Here is a 24,673-nt window from a genome sequence, read left to right as displayed (position 1 = left end):
TTTTACTCCTCTCAATACTCAAAGTGAACAAATCCATATGGATCGTTTCTCTTTAACTATTGAATTTTTTAATTCCGCGATACGCCTTTCACTCTATAATGTAATCATACACTATTATCTTTGTGAAGTAAGTATCTATTTTAATGGTTCGTTACGTTTTCCAGGTCTTTTATCTGTTGAGAAATCACTTCGATTTCCTTCGAGATGGCTGCCAGATCAGTATTGGTGGAACTGATGGAAGCAGATATTTCTTCAGTTGTTGAGGCATTTTGCTCTGATGAAGCGGATAGACTATGCATGATCTCGATCAGTCCATCTGTTTTATCTTTCATTTTATCCCCTACTTTTGAAACAAGCGTTATGACGTGTTCTAAAGAGACCAGCGCTTCAGATAAAGAATCGAACTGATGGTTGGTATCACTTAAACTAGCCAGCTGCTCGGTAGTTATTTCGCTTAACCTATCTACAGCACCGACAGAACCTTTAGCCTGTTCAGTTAGATCCTGGATGACTTCGACAATTTCTTCATTGAAACGAGAAGATTTTTCAGCCAGCTTTCTGATTTCTTCAGCCACTACAGCAAAGCCTTTACCCTCTTCCCCCGCTCTAGCTGCTTCGATCGAAGCGTTGAGGGCCAGCAGGTTTGTCTGTTCAGAAATATTGGCGATTTCTGTCGAAGCTTTTTCGATTTTATCTACTGAATCAGAAGTCGAACGAATCATCGTTTCAATTTTCTCTACACTATTAATACTCTGTTCCGTATTACCTGTCAGTGAATTCAAATTCGTCATACTCGATTCTCTCAAATGACTGGCTGACTGTGTTTTATTCAGCAGTTCGGTCATATGACTTGAATACCTTCCCAGCAATTCTCCGAGTTCTACGACGTGATTGACACCATTCTCAGTATCTTCTGCTTGACTGCTGGTCGAACTGGCAATATCATCCATGGCGATTTCCAGTTCTTTTGACGCATGCAGGATGGATGTACTTGAATCAGTTAATGATTCTGAACTTGAATTGAGCTGATCGATCGTCGCCTGTGCAGTTCTGATCACTTCCACTAAGTTATTAGATTGATTTTCAGATTCTACTGTGGTTGTTTCCATCTGAATGATAAGTTTATCCCCATTGATTGCTACGAACAGACCAGCGACTGCACTGAAAAGATAGAGGATGAACATCACTGCGATTTCTTGAGGATCGCTTACGGCAGTCGGATCAAAGTAAACAATAGCCGCTAGATTTATCAATCCAAGCACACCGGCCAGATAATAAACTTTTTTATCTAAGTAAAGTAAAGATAAGAACATATAGATGAAAAGGATCGTCCAAACCATCGGTGAAGTTAGTGTTACATTGATAATAAGCGGTAGAGTAAACATCAAAGCAACAATGATATACTTTGATTCTTTTCGCTTAACAAAGAACTTATACACTATGTAAATAAACGTATTGATCAATGCTGTTGAAATTAGAAATCTCCAAAAACTTTCTACTGGTATGAGGTCTAAATGGCTGAAAAGGTAGACGACAGGAACAGCAGCGATGATAATGGCTGCACTTAACAGTGTCAGTAATTTAGAAGCTTTTTGATTATATTTTTCTTTTAAAGATTCTTTAGTATTTAGTGAGTCTTCATTTATGGACTGCGTATTTGCAGGTAGAGATGTCTCCATATTATTCCCCCAATTCTTTTTATATTAATTATAATCGGTAACTAATATCTATAGTTAAGGGACGGAAAAGAAAAAGACACATTTCTGAGAAATGTGTCTTTTTCAATCTAGTCTTCCAATTCGACTCTTTTCTTTTCGATAATGGTTTTTACCGTCTCGTAATCTCTTTCAATGATATTCTGATCGAAGCTTTCAGCAAAATTTTTCGACGTCATATTATATAAATATTCATTGTATTCTTTAATAAAGCCTAGATTATCTAAATGAGCCGCATAAGTGATGGTCTTTAAGGCTTCGAAAAGTGCATGTACACCGGAAATATCTTTTTGCATATAAAACACCAGCTGCCAGTAACCTGAATGCAGATCTTCAGCAAAATCATTATAGCGGTAGAATACACTTTTTTCATACTGATTCTCTTTATCTTTGGTCTGAGGCTTCTCCTTCACTTCTTTATTATTGTCATTACCTTCTGAAATCGGTTCGGTTTCATTGTCTTTTTCATCTTCATTATCTTCTTTATTTTCAGTGTCTTGCCCATCTGAGATGACCTTGATTTTTTTTGCTCGAACTCTATCTTCTGCTTTTTCTTTATCTTCTTCACTATCGCTGGAAATGATCTCTGTCTTGTCATTTTTATTTTCTTCTTCAATCTCCGCTTCCTCAGGATTTATCCCTGTTTTATCTGAGTCATCCAGATCACTGCTATGGCCTGAAGAGCTTTTTTTTGAAGAGGAAGAATCTTCTCCATTACTATTATTATCACTTTCGCTAGCTTGCTCATCATTTTCTTCTTCCTCATTATGAAAGATCACATACTTCCCTGGCATCCCTGCCAGTCTTTTTTCGAGTAAAGATTTGTAGTGAAGAACATGGATGGCTGTATTTGGGTCGTTGATGCCCGGTGATACAGCACGTAAAGCCACTTCCGTCAATTTTGTACGCGCATAATCCGGATCATACATGGCCGATTTTTCTGATTCAAAGCTTAAGCTCCGATTCACTCTTTTCGTAATGTCTTCCATGTCATCTGTCAGGTTCTGATTCGTTTTGATTTCCATGATTGGTTCATCTTCTGTAACAAAATATCCTACGCGTATGTTGATGATTATATTTGCATCCTTTTCATCTGCAATTTTCTTCAATGTATTGAAATCGATATGTTCGACGTAAGCGCTCTTTGTCGCTTGGATATCAAACGTGTACATATATGACATTTCAGGCAGATGTTTGATTGAGTGAAAGTTTTCAAAACGTTTAATATAGTTATCATAGATACCTTGGGCTTCTTTATATAATCTATGGATCAGTTTTTCAAGTTGAATATATTCAGAACTGGTATAAACGAACCGGGTGAAAGTAAAAACGGCTCCCAGTGCATAAACTAAAGCAATAGTAGCTGAGATGACTAGATATTCATCTTCAGAACTTCGCATAAAGAAAAGTGAAGCCAGGCAATAGATAAAGCCGCCTAAGAAAATACCCAGTGTCTCCATGGATGTACGGTTCAGAAGAAAGTTTTCCGTTGCCCGCGGACTGAAGTTGGATGTGTAAAGTGTAACGATGGACAGCATCGTTCCGAAAGTAAAGGTAGCGACTGTGAGAAGCGAACCGGCCAGCAGTCCCAGGATCTCTCTGGCTAGATCCACACTTGTCAGTGCCCAATTTGGAAGGTATTCAACGCCGATCAGTATGCGTGTATCGAATAGAATGACCAGGACAGCCAGCAGGAATGAGAAAAAAACACTTCCCCCTAGTGTCAGCCATATCTTTCTTTCTTCCATACTTAAGTTCCATTTTTCAATCATGCGAATCCCTCCGAAGTAAGTAAACATAAAAATTATGTAGTAATATGTTCAGTATACACGGCCTAAACTTAAAATGCACAGACTTAAGTTTGAAGAGAACTGACCGATATTAACTGTATTGAGCATCAAGACTTGCATAAAAATGAAAAGGACGGTTTATATGAATAAAAATAAATTAATGATTGGTCTGGCATCTATCACATTCGGACTGAATTTTCTGGTCCATCTGTTTCATCGATTGAATTGGATAGGAAACATGACTCACGGTACAGGCAACAGTCAGGATTCATTTATGCTGCCGGCATATTATAATGTAGTCAATGGGCTGTTTTTGGCTATTCCGCTTGTTTTGTTACTTTCAGCAGCATTCCTTGCTTTCACTCAGAATGCTGCCAAAGTCATCCCCTCTCTCGTTACGTTGTCTTTAACTTTCTCAGTTATCAGCATGATCATGGGAGGCATGGGTTCTGTTGAATATCATTTTGGGATTTTCATGGTCATCGCCATGATGGCTTACTATAACTCGATCCCGCTTGTATCATTGATGAGTATTATTTTCATCGTTCAGCATTTACTGGGGTATTTTTACTTCCCGGCTACACTCTTTGTCTACGGGCCCGGCAGTTATTCATTTATTATGGTGATCATCCATGCAACCTTCCTGATTTTGACTGCAGGTGCTGTCATCTGGCAGATCGCTTCCAATCAGAAACAAGTCAAAGCCTTTGAGACCAAGAATAAAACTAATGAAGAAACGATTCGATCCATTATTTCTCAGTTGAGCGATACAAATAACCGTGTCGATTCGACCGCAAAACAGTTAGCACAAAATGCTGTCCAGACACAAGCCAGCAGTGAAGATGTGAAATCCTCCATCCTCAATATTCGTTCAGGTTCTAAAAAACAGGTCGATCAGGCTCAGCAAAGTCAAACTGTTCTTGATTCTTTCTCGTCATCTATCAAAACGATCGAACAGAATACTGAAAGTATTTTAAATTCTTCTAAAGTCATGACGAACGAGTCAACAGAAGGTTTTACACTGGTTGAACAGACGACCAAAGAAATGGCGAATTTATCAGAAGCTTTTCAGCAGGTCAAACTCGTCGTCGAGTCACTGGACAGTCGGTCAAAGGAAATCGACAGCATCATCACGGTCATTTCTGCTATTTCAGAAAAAACGAACTTACTTGCGTTAAATGCAGCCATTGAAGCTGCCCAAGCCGGTGCTGCTGGAAAAGGGTTTGCCGTGGTGGCAAATGAAGTCAGAAAACTTTCAGAACAAACAGATGAAGCTGTGGGGAAAGTTGCTGAGATAGTCCAGGCGATCCAGCTGGATAGTACAGAAGCAAAAATTTCTGTAGGTATCGGTGAAACAAAAATGACCGACAGTTTGAACAGTGTCAGTCTGACTGAAACTAAATTTGAGTATATACTGAAGGCTGTCGACCAACTGGACAGCGACATCAAAGAGACTGCATCCACCTCTTCCGCTATCTCACAGAATGCCCAGCGTATATTGGAATCTCTGGATATCATGCAGGAAATCGCTGAAGCAACCGAACAGACAACAGAAACCGCAGATGATCAGTCAGTTAAACAACTGGCCCTGATCAAAGAAACAACAGAGATCGCACAATCTCTATCTCTTGAAGTAGAGAAATTGAGTCCGCTGATCCGGCGTTTACAAGGTGATAAAAAAGAAGATAAAGCGATAGAAGAAACGCGCTATCAAAAGGCATGGTTCAACTTTAAGAGAAAAGCAGCTCCGACCCTTTAAATTCAAAAAGGAAGGCTGAGGCCCGTTGAGGGTCCTCAGCCTTTTCTTAAGGGATCGGTATAAAGGATGAATACCTTAAGCAGTCATTCCTGGGATCAGTATCGCTCGCTCATCTTAAAAGCATCGATGACTTGTTCATACTTTAATGACTTAATCCAATCTCGGTTTTTTGTAATCCCTAGGGCAGGCACTATAAACCTTATGTAGTACCCTCTCAATCACCTTGTTTTTTTCAGAAGGATATAGAAAGGCATTCTACTTCCTTCCTATTTAATAAAATCCATCCAGCGGTCAGTATCATGGTATTTTTATGCCTGCCCATATCGTTGATTCTGTTCAGTGTGACAATTAAGCAACAAATATGGCCTGCTGGTTAATGGACGATACGGGAGTTGGCACAACAAAAAGCAATAAAACCTGCTGGTGTTCACCAGGGTGATGACATAGCCAAAACCTTACCACAGTCCAGCCGATCAGTAGTTTAAAAGTTATCTGACTTGATCGATATCTGCTGGTTTTTGCTGTCTGATACAAATCAGAGAAATATAAATCCAGGTTCTTTATACAACTCTATGTATACAAGTACCACCTAGTTGGTATACAATGTAAGTTGATGCTGTGTTACATATTAATACGATCATTCTATCGTAAAGACCCGCTCAATGAGGAGAACACCGTTCAAATCTACTAGATGGCATCTTAACTTTAAACTAAAAAACGTTCAATCGTGAGGGAAAATCAATGCCAAACATCTTTCTTATTGAAACAAAAAATTCCACAGTACTGAGTCAAGGTATTCGTTTGTTCAGTAAATATCCGTATAATCATTTATCCATTGCTTTAGATGCTTCTCTATCCAGTGTCTACAGTTTTGGGCGACGCCAGCCGAATAATCCGCTGATTGCCGGATTCGCTAAAGAAGATTTCAGTCATGCCTTTTACAGCCAGTCACTGGGACGCGTCCATGCCCTTTCTGTGACGGAGGAAGAATGGCAGAAGATCGCTCTGCATCTCAAATTTTTCGAAACATACCCACTTGACTGGCATTACAACTTGCTGGGTCTAGTGCCGGCCTACTTTCACTATTCCTGGGAACGATCCGGTCATTTCTTCTGTTCAGAGTTTGTCGCTACACTTTTACAATCAGCAGGTATTTTGTCTCCTTATATGCATCCAAGTCTGATGCATCCAAAAGATGTTGTCGAAGCTGTTCATCCAGTCTGTATATATGACGGTCATCTTCAGAAGTATCCTGAACTGATTCAAACCATGTCGACATCCGAATTCTCTCGCCGACGCTACCTTAGACCTATCCGGTCGGTTTACCGCCAATTCACCCATTAGGATTCGGCATAGAGATATAACATGTCTACTTAAATAGAAAACAGACCCCTGCTCAGATGAGCGGGGGTCAACTTATATAATATTCTCCCATTTTGTTACTTAAAATGAAAAGCATATGATTCTTTGAACGATCCCGTATGACTTTTCCTTTTTCCATCTCCAGCATCCTGGCAGGCATCCGTTCGATCAGTTCCTGTTTCTGAGTAGCCATGACAACAGTCATTCCCTGTTTGTTCAGCTTATGTAAAAGGTTCAGCATATTGATCTCCGGTTTATAATCCAAGCCTCTGGTCGGTTCATCGACCACCAGTATGCTTGGATCATGAACGATCGCCCGGGCTATCGCGATACGTCGTCTCTCTTCCAGCGTACAGTTTGAGAAGGCATCCAGCGCTTTATATTTCAATCCCACTAGAGCTAACGTATCCAGGACCCGTTCTTCCAGATCTGAAGACGGATATTCTATCACTTCCAGAACATAAGCGACATTCTCATACACGGTTTTATCCATAAGGAACTCCAGGTCCAAAAAAACAGCACCGATTTGTCTTTTTAAAAGGTACGCTTTCCTTCTTTTCATTTTGTTGACGTAGTGTGAATGAACACTCAGCAGGCCTTTGCTTGCCTTCAGTTGTCCACTGATGATTTTCAGGAAGGTCGTTTTGCCCGATCTGGCTGGGCCGGTCAGATAAACAAATTCACCTTGTTCGATATCACACGAAATGTCCTTCACAATATACCCGTCAAATTCATCATACATATGTGAGATGTTTTTTAATCGAATCATCGACTACCCTTCCTTATCCTTTATCTCCTATGAATTAAACTGATTTATCAGCGAATAGATTTCATCCGTACTTTGCATAACTTTTGAATTCATTGAATAAGCACGCTGAGACATCATCATATCCGTGATGCTCTGTGCCAGATCCACAGTGGACCCTTCCAGATACCCCGAAGCGATCATGCCAAAGTCACCGTCGCCATCTGCCTGAGTCAGCACGTCTGCCCCTTCGTTGATCCTGTACATGTTGTCTCCCGCTTCAGTGATGGCTGTATGATGCGGAGGCAGGAACAGAGAAATCTGTCCGACTACTGTTGCTTGTCCGTCAGCGTTAACTGTGACGTCGCCATTTTTACTGATCGATACTTCTCCGGTATTCAATAAGTTATCTGGGATAGCATTAGTCATTTCAACAGTATCACCGCGGTCATTCACGAGCTGACCTTCTGTACTCAAGTGAAAAGCCCCGTCGCGAGTCAGCATCCGTTCTCCTTCAGCGTTTCTCACACCAAAGAACCCTTTTCCGGCAATGGCTAAGTGGAATGGATCATTCGTTTGAGTCAAGCCTCCTTGAGCAAAGCTGTTTTTGCTGGCAGCCAGTTTCACGCCAGTGTTCAAACTTGGCTCTCCACTCTCTTCGGATAAACGGACATCCTGTTCAGTGACCGCATTGTGCATCAGTTCTGTGAACTGGACATCTTTATGTTTATAACCTGTCGTATTGACGTTTGCGATATTATGAGACACGTGGTTCAATTTGTGCTGGTGCGCCTGCAAGGCACTTTTAGAAATGTTGTATGGGATCCTCATGTTTTCACCTTCCTTATGTTCGTCCGACTTCCTGGGTCGCACGTTTGAGTGTTTCATCTGTGGACTGAAGGACACGCTGATTGGCTTCGAATTCTCTTGATATCTGGAGCATTTCAGTCATGACATCAGCCATATCGACGTTCGACGACTCAACGTATCCCTGCTGGATCTGAAAACCGACACCCACAGGATTACCGTTTTCTCCCTGAAAAAGTGTTCCGCCTGCGCTGGTCAAACCAGCCTGATCATCAAATTGTGTCAAGTACAGAAATTGCGGTTCACCGGTATTTGTACGCACGAAACCGAATGAATCGATCGTAAAGGACTGTTCCGTGTCTGTTCCGACAGTAATGGGTGCTGCCCCTCCATTATCTTCAATTCCAAGAACCTGGTAGCCTTCCTGTGTGACCAGTTCTCCCAGATCATTCACTGTAAAGTTACCGTTGCGTGTATAGAAAAGCTCCCCTGCTTCATTTTGGACCGTGAACATGGCGTCCCCATTGATCGCCACATCCGTTTTGTTTTCCGTGAGTTTCAAGCCGCCGGCAGAAAAGTTCCTTACGGCTTCATCCAGCTGATTGCCGAAAGTCAACTGACCCAATTCATTCCGCTGTTTTCCCTGAAGTGTTTTCGTGTAATTATGTATATCGACTTGCTCTGTTGTGCTCGTCATCAGCTGCTGGGATTTATATCCGGGTGTCATGGTGTTGGCTGCATTGGTCGCCAGATTCTTCTGTTTCTCGCTTAATACGTTGAAACTGTTCGATAAAGTATTGATCCCTCTAATCATTGTCGTACTCCTTTGCTAAAGACTCTCTTAGTCTGAGTAATGCTTTGCCGTGGATTTGTGACACACGGGGGGTGGAGATATCGTAGATATACGCCACTTCTTTCATGCTCAATTCCTCAAAATATATCAGCTGAAGGATCTGCTGATCCCGTTCGGGTAATTGAGTGATCGCTGTTTTCATGTAACTGAGCTGTTCTTGTTTTATCATATCGCTTTCAGCATCAGGAGCAGAATCATCTGCCATGACTTCCATCAGATTGGTTTCATTGGAAGAATCTTCGAACAGGATCGAATCCAGTGAAACATCAGAAAGCTGATGGACCGTTTCATAGACTTTCTTTAAGTCCGTATCGGTTATAGCCAGATGCCTGCATAATTCTTTATCAGTCGGTGTACGGAGCAGCTTTTGCTGAAGGGTACTGACCGCATCATAATAATTGTTGACCGCTTTTATTTTACTACGAGAGACCCGGGATGTTTTTCTGATCTCATCAATGATGGCCCCTTTGATCCGCATATAGGCATAATTGATAAAGGGTACATTCAGTGAGGCATCGTATTTATCGATTGCTTTCATCAAACCGAACACACCGATGTTCACTAGATCATCGTGCTCATAGTCTTTATTGTTGATTTTCAGACCGTGGACTACTTTATGGATCAGCGGCATGTATTGGACAACTGTTTCATTTCTTAGATTCTCTTCCATTTTATCCCTCCATCCTAGGTCATCGTCACTGTTCCGACACTTTCGATCACGCTGTCATTAGGTATTTCGTTTAAAGACAGTACGGCTAGCTCAGGAAAATTGAACGACAGTAGATTCTTCACGGCTGGTCTGATTTTTGGTGCAGTCAGCAGGACGAAAGGAATGCCCTGAGCTGATAACATGGTGCTTTGCTGGGTGATGCTGTCGAACAGCCGGTTAACTTCCTGGGGCTGCAGGACAGGGATCGAACCCTGTGTCGATTTTTGAATACTTGAGCTTACGCGTTCTTCCACATCCGGATGGACAGCTAAGACGTTCAACGTTCCCTGGTTATCGATATGTTCTCTGACGATGGTTCGCTTCAGTGACTGCCTCACGTATTCAGTCAATGTCTCATGATCTTTTGTCGTGTTGCCGTAATCGGCCAGTGTTTCAAGAATCGTGACCAGGTCTGTGATCGGGACATATTCACGAAGCAGACGCTGAAGGACTTTCTGCACGTCACCAAGTTGCAGGATATCCGGAATCAGTTCTTCGATGACCACATTGTAATCTTCTTTCAATCCTTCAAGCAGTTCTTTCACTTCCTGACGACCCAGCAGTTCATCCGCATTTGTTTTCATCATCTCTTTTACATGTGTCACGAGAACGGTCAGCGGATCGACCACAGTATAATCATTGAGTTCAGCGATTTCTTTATTCCGGTCATTGACCCATAACGCATCCAGTCCAAAAGCAGGTTCTTTAGCATCGATGCCTTCGATCTCATCCTCTATGCCACCGGGTTCAACAACCAGGAATTTATCTGGATACAAGGTGCCGGAAGCAACCTGATTCCCTTTTATTTTGATCACATAGTCATACTGACTCATCTGGAGATTGTCTCTGATTCGGATCGGATTCAAAAGAATGCCCATCTCATAAGACAGCTGTTTTCTGATGGCAGCGATCTGACTGGTCAGATTCGATTCCTGTTCTTCACTTGCTAAGGGGATCAGGCCGTAACCCAATTCAACGGCGATCCTATCCACCTGGAATTGTGAAGCTGTTTCTTCAACAGGCCCACTTTCTTGTTTCATGGCCGCTTGTCTCTGGCTGTCCATCTCTTCTTCAGCTGTTGTTTTCTGACTCTCTCCAACTAAGTAACCGGCGACCACGAGCCCTGTCGCCAGCAAGATGAAGGGAAAGAAAGGAAAGCCCGGAACAAGGGCGAAGATAGCCAGCAGGGTCGCAACGATATACATGACTTGTGGCGTATGGAACAGCTCGCCACCGATCGTATCACCAAATCCTTTTTCATTGGCGGTACGAGTGACCAGGATACCGGAAGCCACGGAGATCAATAAAGATGGGATCTGACTGACTAGACCATCACCTATAGTTAATTGACCAAAGTGATTCAGCGCTTTTCCGATAGTATAGCTGCCCTGCAGCGAGTGGATCGCGATCCCACCGATCAAGTTGATCAGTGTAATGATGATACCAGCTATGGCATCTCCTTTAACGAATTTGCTGGCACCATCCATCGCGCCATAAAAATTCGCTTCTTTTTCTAAATTAGACCGGCGAGATTTGGCCAGTTCTTCTGTGATCAGACCACTGTTCAAATCGGCATCGATCGCCATCTGTTTCCCAGGCATAGCATCTAAGGTGAAACGGGCCGACACTTCAGCAACCCGGCTCGCACCGTTGGTCACTACAAGTATCTGAACGATGACGATAATGATGAATAATACAGCTCCGACAATATAGTTGTCTCCGGCAACGAAACTGCCGAAAGTCTCGATCACACTACCGGCATCCCCGATGCTCAATATGAGCCGGGTTGAACTGATGTTAAGCCCTAACCTGATCATCGTTGTCACTAACAACAATGTCGGGAAGCTTAAGAATTCAAGGACGGAATGAGTGAACAGGGTCAATACAAGTATCGTAATGGATAAGGAAATATTGACGACTAACAGAATGTCGAGTATAAACGGCGGCATCGGAATAATAATGATACCGATAATGGATACGACAACGAATGCTATGATTATATTTAAATAATTGGACAATGCGGCTGGTTTACTTTTAACTGCTGGATTATTCATTTACTTTCTCCCGTCCTTTCCTCAAATTTTATGCTTTTTACTTTGTTCAGCTTGTAAGATCAATGCGAGTATTTCAGCGATCGCCTGATACATTTCAGTCGGGATCGGGTCCATCGGTTCGACTTCTTTGTATAAGGCTCGAGCTAAAGGTCTGTTTTCAATAATAGGAATATCCTCTTCTCTTGCCATTTCTTTCATTCTAAGTGCGACATGGTCTTGTCCTTTGACAAGCACGATCGGCACCTGATCCTTGCTCTGGTCATAACGTATCGCTATGGCAAAGTGGGTCGGATTCGTTATCAGAACAGTAGACTCCAGGACGTCTTTAATATTTCCGGCCAGCATATTTTTATATAATGCTTTTCTCTGGGACTTGACTTGAGGGTCCCCTTCCATCTCTTTGTATTCATCTTTGATATCCTGCATCGACATCATCAGATTCTTTTTATGGTCATAACGCTGGTAAAAATAATCAGCAATACCTAAAACTGCCAGAAACAGGGCCAGATTGAACGCCAGTGAGGAAACCAGTTCGATGACGAGCGGAAATACAGCGGAGAGTCCTACGCTTCCGGATGTCAGAATAATAGTGACGGACTGCCAGATGGTGTACAACGTAAATCCCACTACGATAAAGAGTTTCATGAGGTTCTTCGCCAGTCCAAACAAAGCTTTTTTACCGAATATGTTTTTGAAACCACTGACCGGATTGATTTTACTGAAACTCGGTTTAAGTGATTCTGTCGTAAACAGGAAACCGACCTGTACCAGGTTGCCGACCACCCCAGTAATAAAAGCAATGATCAGAAAGGGTGCAGATAGAACGAGGAACCAGATGATCGCATTCATACCGATCGAAGACAGTTCACGCATCGATGACATGGGATCCGGTCCAAAACGAAGCATATTCTTCAGAAAGACAAATGACCGTTCCAGGACATACGTGGCGAGAGCCGTTAAACTCAAGGCGAAAAAACCGAATGATAAAGCTGAGGATAAGTCCTGACTCTTAGGCACCTGCCCTTTTCTTCTTGCTTCCCTCAGCTTCTTGGGGGTGGGTTTTTCTGTTTTTCCATCTTTTTCTGACATGTCAGGTCACCCCTTTTCAGTCGACTCTTTATTTACCTTTACATACTGTACAGCCATTCATTCATGAATTTGATCATATCCGGGAACACTTCACCGATATTGGTCATCAGAAGTGAAAGGAATAAGAACATAAAAATCAGACTCACCAGTATCTTCATCGGCATCCCAAGAATCAGTACATTTATTTGCGGAACAGTCCGGGAAATCAGTGCCAGCGTCAGTTCAGACAATATGGCAACGATAATTAGAGGTATGGCCAGAGTGACCGCTGTCGCAAACATCTGACTGAATAACCGAATGATGCCTTCTGCCCCAAAATGGGTGAACGATAACTGTTCCAGTGGTGCCCATTCAAATGACTTCACTAGACTCCTTATGACCTGATGGTGGATATTGGCAATGAAAAAAATCATCATGGATATCCAGTAGTAGATCCTTCCGTAGAATGAGGCATTCACACCTAATGACGGATCATAGATCTGTCCCATAGAAAAACCGACTTGAAAGTCGACGAAGGCTCCCGCAACCTCGAATGTTGTAAAAAAGAGCAAGGTTATGTACCCCAGTGCCAGACCGATCAGAACTTCTTTTAACGCTATAAGTAAAAATAGAATGAACGTCAGCTCAACCTCAAAAGCATCGACCGTAGCCATAACTGGTAACGCCAGCCCAACCGATAAAGCTAATTTACTTACTGTCGGAAAGGATTTGTGAGAAAAACCGGGACTCACTGTGATAAAGACAGTCAGTCGCATAAGGATAAGTAAAAACTGTTGGATTTCGGCCGTCATCTAATCACAATCCCGCAATGATCGAAAAAAGTCGTTCCGTGAAAGAAATCAGTGTGTTCAGCATGAAATTCCCTAAAAGAACTAACGTTAACAAGATGGAAAAAAGTTTGGGCACAAAACTCAACGTCTGTTCCTGAATCTGAGTCGTGGCCTGGATAATACTGATGACCAGTCCGATCACCAAAGCAGTGATGAGAACGGGGCCACCTACACGGATCAGTACCAGAAAGGCATCCTGTAATACATCTAAAACATTCTGTGTTGACATACGCTAGTCCTTTCTAATAAAAACTTCCAACGAGAGATTCGACGACTAAATACCAGCCATCCACCATGACAAACAATAATAACTTGAACGGCAGCGAGATCATGACGGGTGATAGCATGAACATCCCCATCGACATCAGGATACTGGCAACAACGATATCGATCACTAGAAACGGGACGAATATCAGGAAACCGATCGTAAAGGCTGTTCGCAGCTCACTGATCGCAAAGGCCGGTATCACAGTAAACAAAGAGAGATCCTCCGGTTCGTCCGGAAACGATTCATTGCTCAGTTCGACAAACAATTCCAGATCTGTTGTCCGTGTCTGTTCCAGCATAAATTCTTTGATCGGTTCTTCTGCCCGTGAAAAAGACTCTTCCCGGGTGATTTCTCCTGCCAGCATAGGCTGCAGGGCCTCGTCATTCACTTCCTGATACACCGGTCTCATGACGAATAATGAAAGAAAAAGGGCTAATCCAAGAAGTACCTGGTTAGGGGGACTTTGCTGTGTGCCCAAGGCATTTCGGGTAAATGATAAGACAATGATGATCCGGGTGAAACTGGTCGTCAGGACAAGAAAGGATGGAACGAGTGCAATGATGAATAACAGAAGATATAAATTGACGGCTTCAGAGGAATCACCTGCTAGAGATAAGGCCTCGGTTAGATTTTCTGTCATTCTTTATGTATTCCTTTCTTTGCGCTGCTCTTCAAACTGTCTTGCTTTATGTAAGATTTTTTCCTGAATAGTCTTTAGCTTTTCTGAATATGGCCCCAGTTTGTTAGGGATCTCTTTAGCTTGTCTGCTTTCGATCAGGCGTTTTTGGATCGCTTCTTTTTCTTGTTGTGTAAAGGTTTTGATCACTTCACTCTTGGTTTCAGAGATACTCATCAATAAATATTCCGAATCGACTTGAACGATACTTAATGACGAAGATTTGGAAACGGGGACACGTTCGATCACTTTTATCACATCGCTTGTGCTGCGTGAGAAATTATTCAGTTTTTTTAGTAAAAAATTGGCCAGTAAAACTGTCACACTTAATGCAATAAGCATCTGTCCGATATCGGCTAATCCCATTTCCATTTCCTCCTATTATTGCTGCAAGAGTATATTCGTTATGAACACATCTTCTATTATTTCTTTTTCCAAAGCCTGATTGATTTTATCCTTGATCTCGCCTTTGATCAAGAAATGGCCTTCTTCTTCATTGTATATCGTTTCTATATTCTGATTCGCAACCACATGAATGACAGCATCCCGTACTTTAGCGATTTCTGAGGCGAGCATTTCTTCTGCCTCTTCATCGAGACTTGTCAGCGTAAGCTCCATCCTGACGACTGGCTGACTTCGTGTGGAATCACTGCTTAAATTGATAAGGAATTCTTCCAGCGGGATGGAAACTTCAGATGCTTCTGTTTCGGAAGTGAATCGGGATATAAAGGATTCATCCGTCTGGTCTGCGAACACAAAGCCACCTATGCCGATTCCGGCAAACAGCAGCATTAAGACGACGCCTACCACTATCAGCAGTTTCGTTCCTTTTTTCATTGTTTTATCAGTTTCATTCTTCTGAGGCATTTGTGTCTCCCTTTCTGTGTTCATGAACGATAACGATGTTCACTCTTCTGTTCTGAGCCCGATTTTCCCGTGAATCATTGGGAACGATCGGATGATGTTCCCCGTATCCTCTGGCAGATAAACGCGTCGGTGCGACGGAATATTCTTCGCTTAAATAACGCAAAACAGACACGGCTCTCTCAACGGAAAGTTCCCAGTTTGACGGAAACCGTCTGTTGCTCATCGGGACATCGTCCGTATAGCCTTCAACGATTATCTCGTTTTCAAACAGGGTGAATAATCCTGCCAGAGAACCGATTGCTTCTCTTCCGGATGTTTTAAGTGTGGCACTCCCTGAATCAAAAAGGATTGCTTCCTGTATGTCTATGTAGACCCCTTCCTGATCCCGGGACAGTGAAATGTCAGATTCCAGACCTTTCTTTTCCATATAATTCGTTACCGTTTCATATAGCTCCTGCACTTCTTCAGGAATGGTATCCTGCAGCATGACAGATTCCTCAGGTTCCAGATCTCCGGCATCGATATCCTCGAATTCACTTAAATCCCCATACTCTTCAAATTCATAATCACCATCCGCATTCCCACTGTTGTCAAGGATAGCATCGCTGCTGCTTCCGATAAGAGCCATGCGCAGCGATTCAGCGACTTCTCTGAACCGTTCTTCACTCACGACGGACATGGAAAACAGCAGAATGAAAAACGTAAGCAGGAGCGACATCAAATCCGAATACGTGGCCATCCAAGGCGGTGAACCCGCTTGAGCAGCTTTTTTTCTTTTTCTAGCCATTATCTTCTCCTAACTGCTAAAGCTCTTCTGTTGCAGGGACTGGATTTCCTTTTGCTTTAGAGGCTTCTTTCTGATCAGCATTGGAAAGGAAACTCTGCAGTTTCTGTTCCATCACTCTCGGATTATCGCCCCTTTGTAAAGCCAGTACCCCTTCGATGATCATTTCATTGGTCTTCAACTCATTGGCCGTCTGCATCTCCAGATTCTTGGCAATCGGCAGAAAGACCATATTAGCCAGGAAACTTCCATAGAAGGTCGTCAGTAAAGCTGTTGCCATTCCTGTACCGATCAGGGAAGGATCTTGTAGATCCCCAAGCATCGCGATCAGTCCGATCAGTGTTCCGATCATTCCAAATGCCGGTGCGAATTCTCCCCACTTCAGGAAGACTTCCTGACCGATCGAATGACGATCTTCTGTCTGATTTAATTCCACATTCAAAATCTCTTCGATCGTATCGACATCTGTCCCGTCAACGACCATTTCCAATCCATGTATCAGTACTGGATTATTCAGTTCTTTGATGTCTTCTTCAATAGCAAGGATACCTTGTGTGCGACTTTTCTTAGCCAGTTCTGTTAAATTGTCCAGCAAAGCAGCCCGGTCATCATCTGGTGTGAACATCAGCTTTTTAAGCAAAGCGGGCACTTTTTTCAATGTGTTCAGTGGAAAACTGATCAATATGGCTGAAAATGAGCCGAAAAATGTAATGACCAATGACGGTCCATCAAAATAATTGATTAACGTACTATTTTGAGACATTGCCATAATGATCAAGCCAATACCGACCACTAAACCAACTAATGGTAATATATTTCGTTTCACTACTTACACTCCCGTCGATGATTGATAAATTTTTCGTTTATAAGCGATCACTTTTTCTGCTATCTCTTCTGGTGTATCCATGACACGAATGGTTTTATAATCAACTAAGGTGATCAGGGTATCGTATTCACGTTCCATTCTGAGAATCAAGTCGTTATTCAGAAAAAATTCTTTTCCAGCGACCGTTCGTAGTTTGATCATGGCAAACCTCTTTCTTATCCTAATTGGGCTGAAAGCTGAGCATCGATTTTATAAAATCAGCTTGATCAGCGAAAAATTATCGTTTAAGGTTGATCAGTTCCTGAAGCATTTCATCTGACGTTGTGATACTACGAGAATTGGCCTGATAGGCACGTGTTGCCACGATCATTTCAGTAAACTCAGAAGCCAGGTCGACGTTGGACATTTCCATGAAACCTGAACGGATCGTACCAAATCCATCATCAGAAGGTCCACCTTCGATAGGTTCGCCAGAGTTGGCAGAGGCGTTGTACAGGTTCTCACCAGTTTTTTCCAATCCGTCTGCATTGGCAAAACTGGCCAGTGCCACACGTCCGATGATGTAAGCATTTCCGTCACTGTATGTACCTAAGATCGTTCCTGTATTGTCGATATTGTAGTCTTGAAGTTCGATTTCATTTGGAGCAGTCCCGATCGTCTGGGGAATGGATAGTGCTTGTAAGGTCTGACCATTTGTGATGTCAGTATTCACGGAACCGTCATCAAGCTGTGGACCGCCGGCCGGTGTGAATCCCATGACTGTCGACCCATTAGACGTCGTCAAGTTCCCCTCGTTATCAGTATAGAATCCGCCGTCTCGTGTGTACTGGTTCGTTCCAGTGGCTCCGCCATCCGGACTAACGATGAAGAAAGAATTGTCGCCATTCTGGATCCCAAAGTCTAACGCACGTCCGGTAAACTGAAGAGAGCCACCCTGCATCATCATGTCTGTGGCGGCAACCTGAGTCCCTAGACCAACTTGCTGGGCATTGATACCGCCACGGCCGTTGTTGTTTGGTCCCTGTGCATTGGCGTTCATTTGAGAGATCATATCCTGGAAACGGACACGCTGCGATTTGAATCCGGTCGTATTGACGTTCGCGATGTTATTGGCGATAACGTCCATTTTGGTCTGCTGGCCTTTCATACCTGTAATACCTGAGTACATTGAATTTAACATTTGTTTTCCTCCTAAGTGTTAACGTTTCTGAATCAGTCAGTCATCAGAAAAAGGTCTCTTTTCAGTCCAACCTTAACGTCACGTTTATCTTTTCTCATTGATGTGTATGGCACTGTCTATATTCGTTACTTCTGACATCTCTGCTGCTTTCAGGGCCGTGATCACTGTCTTGTTTTTTATGCTGGCGATCAGGGCCAGGTCGTCATATAATATCAGTGAATTCTGTGAACCTTTTGAATCCAGCGTTTCAACTGCTTCTTCTATGCGCTGGATATCCGTATCGTTTAATACCAATCCATACTGATTTAGTCGTTTCTGTGCATGATTGGAAAAGTTTACATTAGCTGTTTCTGTTTCAGGTGTTATCAGTGCTTCCTGCATAAAAGACTGGAAGGCCCGGTCAACAGGTGGCTGCTTCTGGGTCTGAATATGTGACCTATGAGAAGCTGGTCCTGCGCCATGAATGTTCTGCAGCATCCTATTCGCTCACCTCGATGACATCGTTCAACTGATACATCGAACCATTGACCTGCAATGTAGCATAGCCATTGTCAAAACGTACTTTCTCCACTGGACCTGAAATCAGCTGGGCATCTTCACCGGCCAAGGTCACCTGTTTGCCTACTAAACCGAGGGCTTGTTGCTGTTGGGACATCAGCATCGTTGTCTGCATGGATGTATTCAGCTCTTCCATCGCATTCAGCATTCCGAACTGGACCATCTGTCCGATATAGTCCGTTTCAGATCCGCCACCACCGCTGCCCTGTCCATCAAAGGAAGGCATGCTCATTGCACTGGAAATAATTTGAAGGAACTGTTCCATATCCAGATCTGAATTCTGCTTTGTTTCTTCTGCCGGCTGGATCGCACTTAGTGTTCCGATCATCATATTCTCCGGAATATTCATTTTTATTTACTCCTTTCTCCTAGACATAAACATTCAAGCCATTTGACTTATTCTTATTCAGTCCTTCATTCTGTTCATCATTTTCTGAATGAGTACTAGAGTCCTTCCCTGAAGCAGATCGTCTTTCTGTATCCTGACCGGAACTGTCAGACTGTTCTGAAAAGGAAAAACCGCTTTGCTGCTGGGCTGCAGGCTGACTCGTCGTAAAGTCGAAGGATTTGATGTTCAGTCCTTTTGATTCCAAAGGCAGTTTCAAGTCCAGCCACTCACCTTCCATCCATCGTCTGGCTTCATCTGACTGAAAAGTCAGTTTTCCACTCAACCCTTCTTCATTGAATGAAAGTTCGACCGTGACTTTGCCTAATGTTTCAGGTGTCAGGTGCAGGGTCGTCTGATATGTTTTCTGGCCTTCCTTATTCTCTACAAGACTCGTAACCATCTCCTGAACCAGATTCAGCCCCTGTTCTTTTGGAACGGGCATATTGGTTTCCGGCATAGGCTTAACTGTGGTCTGAGCTTGAGTTTTTGCTGACTGACTGCTTAGCTGACGCAGCATCGAGACAAAGTCATACTCTGTATCGGATTGACTGATCGCTTCTTTCCCTTTAGCTTCTGATACTGTTTTTTCTATAGTTTCAGCCTTTTTAGTGGTCGATTCAGAAAGCGTACGTGGCTCTATCACTGGTTTTTCCTGTATTTTTTCTGCCGCGATCACTTCTTGACTAAGTTTGATCGTTTCAGATTTGCCGGTTGGTGATTTTGAGGATTCAGACTCTTTAACGGTCAGTTGATTACGCTCATCATTGTTTCTTAAAGGAAACGCCTGCGCTGTCTTACCTGATTCCGATCCATCACTTTTGGCTTTTTCTGTGGAAGAGGATGCTGTTAGCACTCCTTCATTGATCTGTTCATCTAATTGTGCAGCACTCGCTGACACTTTAGAATTCAAAAGACCTTCAGATCGCTTCATTTCATCACGGTTGACAGGTGTATTTATAGTCTCTGACTCCATCGCTCGCGTTGTTTGATTGCCGACTTCAGATAGACTTTTTCCTTCTGCCAACTGATTCGGTGCAGGCTCTTCAGCACCCATGCCGCTTATTCCTGCAGATGCGACCGTGATCAAGCTTGCTTTTGTTTCACTTAAAGTCATTTGATTCACTGGAATGAGAGTCGCTTCGCTGGTAGATGGTTCTGTATGTACATTGAAGCTTTTTCCTAAGGTTTTTATGTCTTTGATCTCTGACTCCAGGTTCAGAAATGGATTGATCAGTGTAAACGAAGCAGGTTCAGCTTCTTTTTCTGTTTCTCCATTAGATTCTGAGCTTTGTTTTCCCAGCTCTTCTGATTCAGAATCTTCAGTTAACTGGGATCCCTTTTCCAAATCAGATGCTGATGTAAATTGTTCAATTGCTTTTGAGAATTTTTCCCCATCTATTTCTGGTTGATTCCCTTTACTTTTTACCTGGACAGCCGATTGTATTGTTTGGGTGACGTTCACGTTGTGTTCACCCCCTTTCAAAGGAATAAATGTTAAAAAATCGACGGACGACCAAAACTCAATGTGGAAATTTCATCAAGCTGTAACTGTTCTTGTTTCTTGACCTGATCCGTGTAACGGCTTCGTTCTTTTTCTTCCAGCTTCTGCATCACTTTCTTGTCTTTATGCGCTGACTGAAGGTCTACCCTGGCCTGTTCCAGTTCTTTTTCGGCCTTTTGTACAGTCAAGCGCTGACGAATGATCTTTTCATCGATCAAGTCTTTATATAAACGATGGCGTTTCAGATGATCGATCGTAGAATGAAACAGCTGTTCACTTTTCAGCTTGCGGCTTTCACCGATGATCCGGTTCAATTTATCCGTTTCATTCTGAACTTTTTCTTCTATTTCTTTGACTTTCAGCTGGGCAACGTCTTCAAGATCCCCGCGCCAGTCCAGAACTTTTTCCATTGAAAAACGATACTCCTGCATTTACTCGTCTCCTTACCTTAATCCCTGATTAGAAAATACTGCTTTTAATTCCTGGATCGTTTCTTCATACGTATAAGACTCGGTGGTTTTCTGTTTCAAGAAGGTCTTGATCGGATGATTCAACCGAATGGCCTGGTCGATCAGAGGATTCGTTCCCTGCTGGTAGGCACCGACATCGATCAGATCTTTGGACTCTTTATAGGTAGCCAGATTTTCCCGCAGTTTGCCGGCCCACTCATCGTGACTGTCGTCAACCAGCCCCTTCATCAGCCGGCTCAAACTGCTTTGAATATCGATAGCCGGATAATAGTTCTCCGAGGCGATCTTCCGAGAGAGGATAATATGGCCATCAAGGATCCCCCGCACCGCATCCGCGATTGGTTCGTTCATATCGTCCCCTTCAACAAGGACAGTATAAAAGGCTGTGATGGACCCTTCTAACGTCTTCCCGCTCCGTTCCAAAAGCTTCGGGAGTACTGTGAACACACTCGGTGTGTACCCTTTAGTCGTTGGGGGTTCACCGGTAGCCAGACCGATCTCTCGCTGAGCCATGGCTACACGTGTAACCGAGTCCATCATCAGCACCACTTTCTTGCCCTGGTCTCTGAAGAACTCCGCTATGGCTGTCGCCACATATGCCCCTTTTAAACGGACCAGGGGCGGCTGATCTGACGTGGCACATACAACGACAGACTTTTTGTAGCCTTCTTCTCCCAAATCGTTCTCGATGAATTCCAGCACTTCCCGGCCACGTTCACCGATCAGACCGATAACGATAACGTCGGCATCGCTGTAGCGGGCCATCATGCCCAGTAGCGTCGATTTCCCGACCCCTGAGCCGGCAAAAATACCCATCCGCTGACCTTCGCCTACTGTCAAAAGTCCATCGACCGCTTTGACTCCGGTCTGCAGGATCGTATCGATCTTCGGCCGCTTGAATGGGTCGGGTGAGGCCCGGTGGACATCGAAAGTCTTGGGATTCTCCATCGCTTCAGCACTCATCGGTCGTCCCAGACCGTCAAACGTTTTCCCCAGCATATCGTCACTGATTTCAACTTTCAGCGCTTTTCCTGTCGGATAAACCAGACAGCCTGGTCCAATGCCTTCCAAATCATCCAGAGGCATAAGTAAAACCGTTTCTTCAACGAAACCCACAACTTCACTCAACACGGACTTGGAACGTGATTTCATTTCTATTTCGCACACTTCACCAATGAAAGCATCCAGTCCATCCACTTTGATAATAAGTCCGATGACCTGGCTCACTTTACCGTGTTTGAGGGAAACGGATTTACTGTTCAGCGTTTCATGATAAAGATCAAAAGGTATATTCAGCATTACATCTCACGTTCTCTTTCTTTCATTTCCTCTATCAGCGCGTCAAGCTGTTTCCTGACCTGAACATCAACGACTTTATGCGCACTTTCGATCACACACCCATACTGTTCTACGTTGTCATCCTGCAGAATGATAAATCGGATACCCGGATAGGCTTTTTCAAGCGCTGGAATATGATTTTTGAATGTCTGTCGCATCGACGAGTGAACCGTCAGACTGACGTAATCTTCTTTGCGGTCCAGCTGATGGAGGATCGGATGCACCAGTTCTAAAATACCTTCTGGTAACAGATCCAGCTGTTCATGAAGGATTTTCTCTGCCATATGTACGGACAGCGATAACAAGCTGTCCTTTTTCTCTTCGATATACTTGGTAATGTCCAGCTGAGCCTCTGTGATGGATTGCTGAGCCACCTTGATCAGTCGCTCGCTTTCCTGTTTGCCGGCAGTAAAGCCGTCTTCGTTGCCTTGTTTATATCCGGCTTCAAAACCGGCCTGTTTTCCTTCGTCAAACGCCGCTTTGTAGGCTTCTTCTTTGAGTTGCTCGACTTCCTGCATCGCTTCTTCGATCAGCTGTTCTTTTTCAGTCTGCGCTTTTTCGATGAGTTCTAAACTTTTCTGCTTGGCAAGTTCCAGCTCATTACGCGCTTCGTCATTTGATCCACTGTAGGTATCCGGTTCCTCTTCCTGGACCTCATAAGCGGTGTCGATGACCCAGTCATTTAAATCGCTGGAACTGGTCTGCATGGATTTGATAAGTCTACTCGATAATGGCATCTTGATCGCCTCTCATTATATAAATTTCGCCGTGTTCGTCCAGACGTCGGATCACCGTGACCACGCTCTGCTGGGCTTCTTCTACAGCAGACAAACGTGCAGGCCCCAAGTACTGCATGTCTTCCTTGAGTGTCTCGACCGCTCGGGAAGACAAGTTGTCGTAGATAAAGTCACGCAGCTCGTCTGAAACGCCTTTGAGTGCCAGGACCAGATCGTCGTGATCGACTTCGCGCAGTACTTTCTGCACATCGCTCTTTTGAAGGGAAACGATATCTTCGAACGTGAAGAGACTGGCTTTGACTTCTTCGGCCAGTTCCGGCTGTTTCTGTTCCAGATCAGCAACGATGGCTTTTTCGGTGGTACGACCGACCTGATTAAGGATCTCGACTAGCGTAGAGACACCGCCCACATTCTCTGTATCGTTTTCAACATAGGAAGAAAACTTGCTTTCAATGACTTGTTCGATCCGTTCGATGATCACCGGAGACGTATTTGTGATCGTCCCGATACGCTCGGCAATGTCCGCCTGTTTTTCGGGCGGGAAATTGACCAGTATCTGTGCCGCCTTGTCCGGCTGCATGTAACACAAGATCAACGCTACCGTCTGCGGCTGTTCTCCGAGCAGAAGATTCGTCAGCTGCTGCGGATCGGCCTTCCTCGCAATGTTGAACGGGCGCTCACGCAATTGGATCTGATTCAGCATGTCAATGACTTCTTTGGCACGGGATGTCCCCAACGCCTTGTTTAACAGGTTTTTAGCGTAATCGAATCCGCCATCCAGGATGTATTCTCTTGCCTGGGACATTTCCAGGTATTCATTGACGATCGCTTCACGGTCTTCTCGGCTAACGTGATCCATGTTGGCTATTTCGTAACTCACTTTTTGAATATAGGTGTCCGGTAACTGCTTCATGATCTGTGCTGATGTTTCCGGGCCTAATGAAATCATTAGAATAGCCGCTTTTTTTATGCCGTCCAACCCTTTTTTGGATGGACTGGCTTCTAGTATATCTGCCACTATGCTTGCTCCTTGTATATTATATTTAGGGTTTTAACCTTCCGGTTTTTACTGGATAACCCTATGAACCTCTTTTCGATTACCTCATCTCATTAGATATGAGATAATTAGTTTATTGGATTGAGAGGTTAGCCGTTTACTCCTTGAGTCCTTGAACTCGTAATCGAAAGACTGGTTCCTCTCTCTGATAAGCTGATTGCGAATGAGTTAGATGTTGAAAGCTTCGTGCTTTACTCCGTATCTATAACAAGGTAGTGACGCTTTTCAGACGAGTGGCTGTTCAATCCAAAATTAAATGAAGAAGGTGTCGTTATGTTCTTCTTAGGCATTGATATTGGTAAACGAAGCC

26 protein-coding genes are annotated in these 24,673 nt (G+C 43.5%); 2 read left to right on the top strand and 24 right to left on the bottom strand.

All coding sequences use genetic code 11. The features are described from left to right. Window positions 1–140: 140 nt before the first annotated feature. Together BMX84_RS05080 and BMX84_RS05075 are read right to left on the bottom strand one after the other, a co-directional pair. On the bottom strand, window positions 141–1,679 hold the full coding sequence (locus BMX84_RS05080; protein WP_091487768.1) for a methyl-accepting chemotaxis protein: 1,539 nt from the start codon (window positions 1,677–1,679) through the stop codon (window positions 141–143). Between the two features lie 107 nt (window positions 1,680–1,786). Continuing rightward, window positions 1,787–3,487 carry a DUF2254 domain-containing protein gene (locus BMX84_RS05075; RefSeq protein WP_177165470.1) on the bottom strand — a complete coding sequence of 567 codons (1,701 nt, stop codon included), beginning with the start codon at window positions 3,485–3,487 and terminating at the stop codon, window positions 1,787–1,789. Between the two features lie 160 nt (window positions 3,488–3,647). Here BMX84_RS05075 and BMX84_RS05070 point away from each other — a divergent pair, with 160 nt between their 5' ends. Both BMX84_RS05070 and BMX84_RS05065 read left to right on the top strand, forming a co-directional pair. Then, on the top strand, window positions 3,648–5,264 hold the full coding sequence (locus BMX84_RS05070; RefSeq protein WP_177165469.1) for a methyl-accepting chemotaxis protein: 1,617 nt from the start codon (window positions 3,648–3,650) through the stop codon (window positions 5,262–5,264). Window positions 5,265–6,005: 741 nt separating this feature from the next. After that, a complete protein-coding gene (locus tag BMX84_RS05065; protein ID WP_091487763.1) occupies window positions 6,006–6,608 on the top strand; it encodes a hypothetical protein in 603 nt (200 codons plus the stop codon). 67 nt (window positions 6,609–6,675) lie between these two features. On the opposite strand, the gene BMX84_RS05060 is transcribed toward BMX84_RS05065, so the two are convergent. From BMX84_RS05060 to fliG, 22 genes are all read right to left on the bottom strand, one after another. Beyond that, the gene (locus tag BMX84_RS05060) at window positions 6,676–7,395 is read right to left on the bottom strand and encodes a cell division ATP-binding protein FtsE (RefSeq protein WP_091487762.1); all 720 of its coding nucleotides are present in this window, start codon (window positions 7,393–7,395) and stop codon (window positions 6,676–6,678) included. A 27-nt stretch (window positions 7,396–7,422) separates the two neighbouring features. Beyond that, window positions 7,423–8,202: a flagellar hook-basal body protein gene (locus tag BMX84_RS05055; protein ID WP_177165468.1), complete on the bottom strand. Its 780-nt coding sequence runs from the start codon at window positions 8,200–8,202 to the stop codon at window positions 7,423–7,425. Window positions 8,203–8,215: 13 nt separating this feature from the next. Beyond that, window positions 8,216–8,992, bottom strand: a complete 777-nt coding sequence (locus BMX84_RS05050) for a flagellar hook-basal body complex protein (protein ID WP_091487759.1) — start codon at window positions 8,990–8,992, stop codon at window positions 8,216–8,218. Further along, window positions 8,985–9,701: a sigma-70 family RNA polymerase sigma factor gene (locus BMX84_RS05045; RefSeq protein WP_091487757.1), complete on the bottom strand. Its 717-nt coding sequence runs from the start codon at window positions 9,699–9,701 to the stop codon at window positions 8,985–8,987. Before BMX84_RS05045 ends, BMX84_RS05050 begins: the two co-directional genes overlap by 8 nt. 14 nt (window positions 9,702–9,715) lie before the next feature. Beyond that, on the bottom strand, window positions 9,716–11,794 hold the full coding sequence (flhA, locus tag BMX84_RS05040; protein ID WP_091487756.1) for a flagellar biosynthesis protein FlhA: 2,079 nt from the start codon (window positions 11,792–11,794) through the stop codon (window positions 9,716–9,718). 21 nt (window positions 11,795–11,815) lie between these two features. Beyond that, the gene (gene flhB / locus BMX84_RS05035) at window positions 11,816–12,883 is read right to left on the bottom strand and encodes a flagellar biosynthesis protein FlhB (protein WP_091487754.1); all 1,068 of its coding nucleotides are present in this window, start codon (window positions 12,881–12,883) and stop codon (window positions 11,816–11,818) included. 38 nt (window positions 12,884–12,921) lie between these two features. Then, window positions 12,922–13,674: a flagellar biosynthetic protein FliR gene (fliR, locus tag BMX84_RS05030; RefSeq protein WP_091487753.1), complete on the bottom strand. Its 753-nt coding sequence runs from the start codon at window positions 13,672–13,674 to the stop codon at window positions 12,922–12,924. Between the two features lie 4 nt (window positions 13,675–13,678). After that, complete coding sequence (fliQ, locus tag BMX84_RS05025) at window positions 13,679–13,942, bottom strand: flagellar biosynthesis protein FliQ (RefSeq protein ID WP_091487751.1); 264 nt, start codon at window positions 13,940–13,942, stop codon at window positions 13,679–13,681. A gap of 13 nt (window positions 13,943–13,955) precedes the next feature. Further along, window positions 13,956–14,621 (bottom strand): flagellar type III secretion system pore protein FliP, encoded by a 666-nt coding sequence (gene fliP, locus BMX84_RS05020; RefSeq protein WP_091487750.1) that lies wholly within the window; start codon window positions 14,619–14,621, stop codon window positions 13,956–13,958. Window positions 14,622–14,624: 3 nt separating this feature from the next. Next, the gene (locus BMX84_RS05015; protein ID WP_177165467.1) at window positions 14,625–15,023 is read right to left on the bottom strand and encodes a flagellar biosynthetic protein FliO; all 399 of its coding nucleotides are present in this window, start codon (window positions 15,021–15,023) and stop codon (window positions 14,625–14,627) included. 15 nt (window positions 15,024–15,038) lie between these two features. After that, the gene (locus tag BMX84_RS05010) at window positions 15,039–15,524 is read right to left on the bottom strand and encodes a flagellar basal body-associated FliL family protein (RefSeq protein WP_177165466.1); all 486 of its coding nucleotides are present in this window, start codon (window positions 15,522–15,524) and stop codon (window positions 15,039–15,041) included. Continuing rightward, window positions 15,508–16,311: a flagellar motor protein MotB gene (locus tag BMX84_RS05005; protein ID WP_091487745.1), complete on the bottom strand. Its 804-nt coding sequence runs from the start codon at window positions 16,309–16,311 to the stop codon at window positions 15,508–15,510. Before BMX84_RS05005 ends, BMX84_RS05010 begins: the two co-directional genes overlap by 17 nt. Before the next feature lie 16 nt (window positions 16,312–16,327). After that, entirely contained in the window at window positions 16,328–17,134 is an 807-nt protein-coding gene (locus tag BMX84_RS05000) for a motility protein A (RefSeq protein WP_091487743.1), read from the bottom strand. 3 nt (window positions 17,135–17,137) lie between these two features. Further along, a complete protein-coding gene (locus BMX84_RS04995; protein ID WP_091487741.1) occupies window positions 17,138–17,335 on the bottom strand; it encodes a flagellar FlbD family protein in 198 nt (65 codons plus the stop codon). A 76-nt stretch (window positions 17,336–17,411) separates the two neighbouring features. Then, on the bottom strand, window positions 17,412–18,314 hold the full coding sequence (locus tag BMX84_RS04990) for a flagellar hook-basal body complex protein (RefSeq protein WP_091487739.1): 903 nt from the start codon (window positions 18,312–18,314) through the stop codon (window positions 17,412–17,414). Between the two features lie 84 nt (window positions 18,315–18,398). Further along, window positions 18,399–18,791, bottom strand: a complete 393-nt coding sequence (locus BMX84_RS04985) for a TIGR02530 family flagellar biosynthesis protein (protein WP_091487738.1) — start codon at window positions 18,789–18,791, stop codon at window positions 18,399–18,401. A gap of 1 nt (window position 18,792) precedes the next feature. After that, on the bottom strand, window positions 18,793–19,221 hold the full coding sequence (locus BMX84_RS04980; RefSeq protein ID WP_091487736.1) for an FLgD tudor-like domain-containing protein: 429 nt from the start codon (window positions 19,219–19,221) through the stop codon (window positions 18,793–18,795). A gap of 19 nt (window positions 19,222–19,240) precedes the next feature. After that, window positions 19,241–20,722, bottom strand: a complete 1,482-nt coding sequence (locus BMX84_RS04975; protein WP_091487734.1) for a flagellar hook-length control protein FliK — start codon at window positions 20,720–20,722, stop codon at window positions 19,241–19,243. Window positions 20,723–20,754: 32 nt separating this feature from the next. Beyond that, window positions 20,755–21,192, bottom strand: coding sequence for a flagellar export protein FliJ (fliJ, locus tag BMX84_RS04970; protein WP_091487733.1), 438 nt, complete (start codon window positions 21,190–21,192; stop codon window positions 20,755–20,757). Window positions 21,193–21,204: 12 nt separating this feature from the next. Then, complete coding sequence (fliI, locus tag BMX84_RS04965; RefSeq protein ID WP_091487731.1) at window positions 21,205–22,530, bottom strand: flagellar protein export ATPase FliI; 1,326 nt, start codon at window positions 22,528–22,530, stop codon at window positions 21,205–21,207. After that, a complete protein-coding gene (locus BMX84_RS04960; RefSeq protein WP_091487729.1) occupies window positions 22,530–23,306 on the bottom strand; it encodes a FliH/SctL family protein in 777 nt (258 codons plus the stop codon). Before BMX84_RS04960 ends, fliI begins: the two co-directional genes overlap by 1 nt. Further along, the gene (fliG, locus tag BMX84_RS04955) at window positions 23,290–24,324 is read right to left on the bottom strand and encodes a flagellar motor switch protein FliG (protein ID WP_281491799.1); all 1,035 of its coding nucleotides are present in this window, start codon (window positions 24,322–24,324) and stop codon (window positions 23,290–23,292) included. Before fliG ends, BMX84_RS04960 begins: the two co-directional genes overlap by 17 nt. Window positions 24,325–24,673: the final 349 nt, after the last annotated feature.

Origin of the sequence: Alkalibacterium putridalgicola (assembly GCF_900109825.1) — a bacterium.
Lineage (GTDB): Bacteria > Bacillota > Bacilli > Lactobacillales > Carnobacteriaceae_A > Alkalibacterium > Alkalibacterium putridalgicola.
This window is presented reverse-complemented; position numbering and strand designations above follow the sequence as displayed.

Coding starts and splice junctions, on each gene's coding strand:
- BMX84_RS05005 (WP_091487745.1), bottom strand. CDS start 16,311: ATGGCTAGAAAAAGAAAAAAAGCTGCTCAAGCGGGTTCACCGCCTTGG.
- fliP (WP_091487750.1), bottom strand. CDS start 14,621: ATGACAGAAAATCTAACCGAGGCCTTATCTCTAGCAGGTGATTCCTCT.
- BMX84_RS05060 (WP_091487762.1), bottom strand. CDS start 7,395: ATGATTCGATTAAAAAACATCTCACATATGTATGATGAATTTGACGGG.
- BMX84_RS05055 (WP_177165468.1), bottom strand. CDS start 8,202: ATGAGGATCCCATACAACATTTCTAAAAGTGCCTTGCAGGCGCACCAG.
- BMX84_RS05080 (WP_091487768.1), bottom strand. CDS start 1,679: ATGGAGACATCTCTACCTGCAAATACGCAGTCCATAAATGAAGACTCA.
- BMX84_RS05015 (WP_177165467.1), bottom strand. CDS start 15,023: ATGGGATTAGCCGATATCGGACAGATGCTTATTGCATTAAGTGTGACA.
- fliR (WP_091487753.1), bottom strand. CDS start 13,674: ATGACGGCCGAAATCCAACAGTTTTTACTTATCCTTATGCGACTGACT.
- flhA (WP_091487756.1), bottom strand. CDS start 11,794: ATGAATAATCCAGCAGTTAAAAGTAAACCAGCCGCATTGTCCAATTAT.
- flhB (WP_091487754.1), bottom strand. CDS start 12,883: ATGTCAGAAAAAGATGGAAAAACAGAAAAACCCACCCCCAAGAAGCTG.
- BMX84_RS05050 (WP_091487759.1), bottom strand. CDS start 8,992: ATGATTAGAGGGATCAATACTTTATCGAACAGTTTCAACGTATTAAGC.
- fliJ (WP_091487733.1), bottom strand. CDS start 21,192: ATGCAGGAGTATCGTTTTTCAATGGAAAAAGTTCTGGACTGGCGCGGG.
- BMX84_RS05070 (WP_177165469.1), top strand. CDS start 3,648: ATGAATAAAAATAAATTAATGATTGGTCTGGCATCTATCACATTCGGA.
- BMX84_RS04990 (WP_091487739.1), bottom strand. CDS start 18,314: ATGTTAAATTCAATGTACTCAGGTATTACAGGTATGAAAGGCCAGCAG.
- BMX84_RS05045 (WP_091487757.1), bottom strand. CDS start 9,701: ATGGAAGAGAATCTAAGAAATGAAACAGTTGTCCAATACATGCCGCTG.
- BMX84_RS04985 (WP_091487738.1), bottom strand. CDS start 18,791: ATGCTGCAGAACATTCATGGCGCAGGACCAGCTTCTCATAGGTCACAT.
- BMX84_RS04960 (WP_091487729.1), bottom strand. CDS start 23,306: ATGCCATTATCGAGTAGACTTATCAAATCCATGCAGACCAGTTCCAGC.
- BMX84_RS04995 (WP_091487741.1), bottom strand. CDS start 17,335: ATGATCAAACTACGAACGGTCGCTGGAAAAGAATTTTTTCTGAATAAC.
- BMX84_RS05075 (WP_177165470.1), bottom strand. CDS start 3,487: ATGATTGAAAAATGGAACTTAAGTATGGAAGAAAGAAAGATATGGCTG.
- BMX84_RS05065 (WP_091487763.1), top strand. CDS start 6,006: ATGCCAAACATCTTTCTTATTGAAACAAAAAATTCCACAGTACTGAGT.
- BMX84_RS05010 (WP_177165466.1), bottom strand. CDS start 15,524: ATGCCTCAGAAGAATGAAACTGATAAAACAATGAAAAAAGGAACGAAA.
- BMX84_RS04980 (WP_091487736.1), bottom strand. CDS start 19,221: ATGAATATTCCGGAGAATATGATGATCGGAACACTAAGTGCGATCCAG.
- fliQ (WP_091487751.1), bottom strand. CDS start 13,942: ATGTCAACACAGAATGTTTTAGATGTATTACAGGATGCCTTTCTGGTA.
- fliI (WP_091487731.1), bottom strand. CDS start 22,530: ATGCTGAATATACCTTTTGATCTTTATCATGAAACGCTGAACAGTAAA.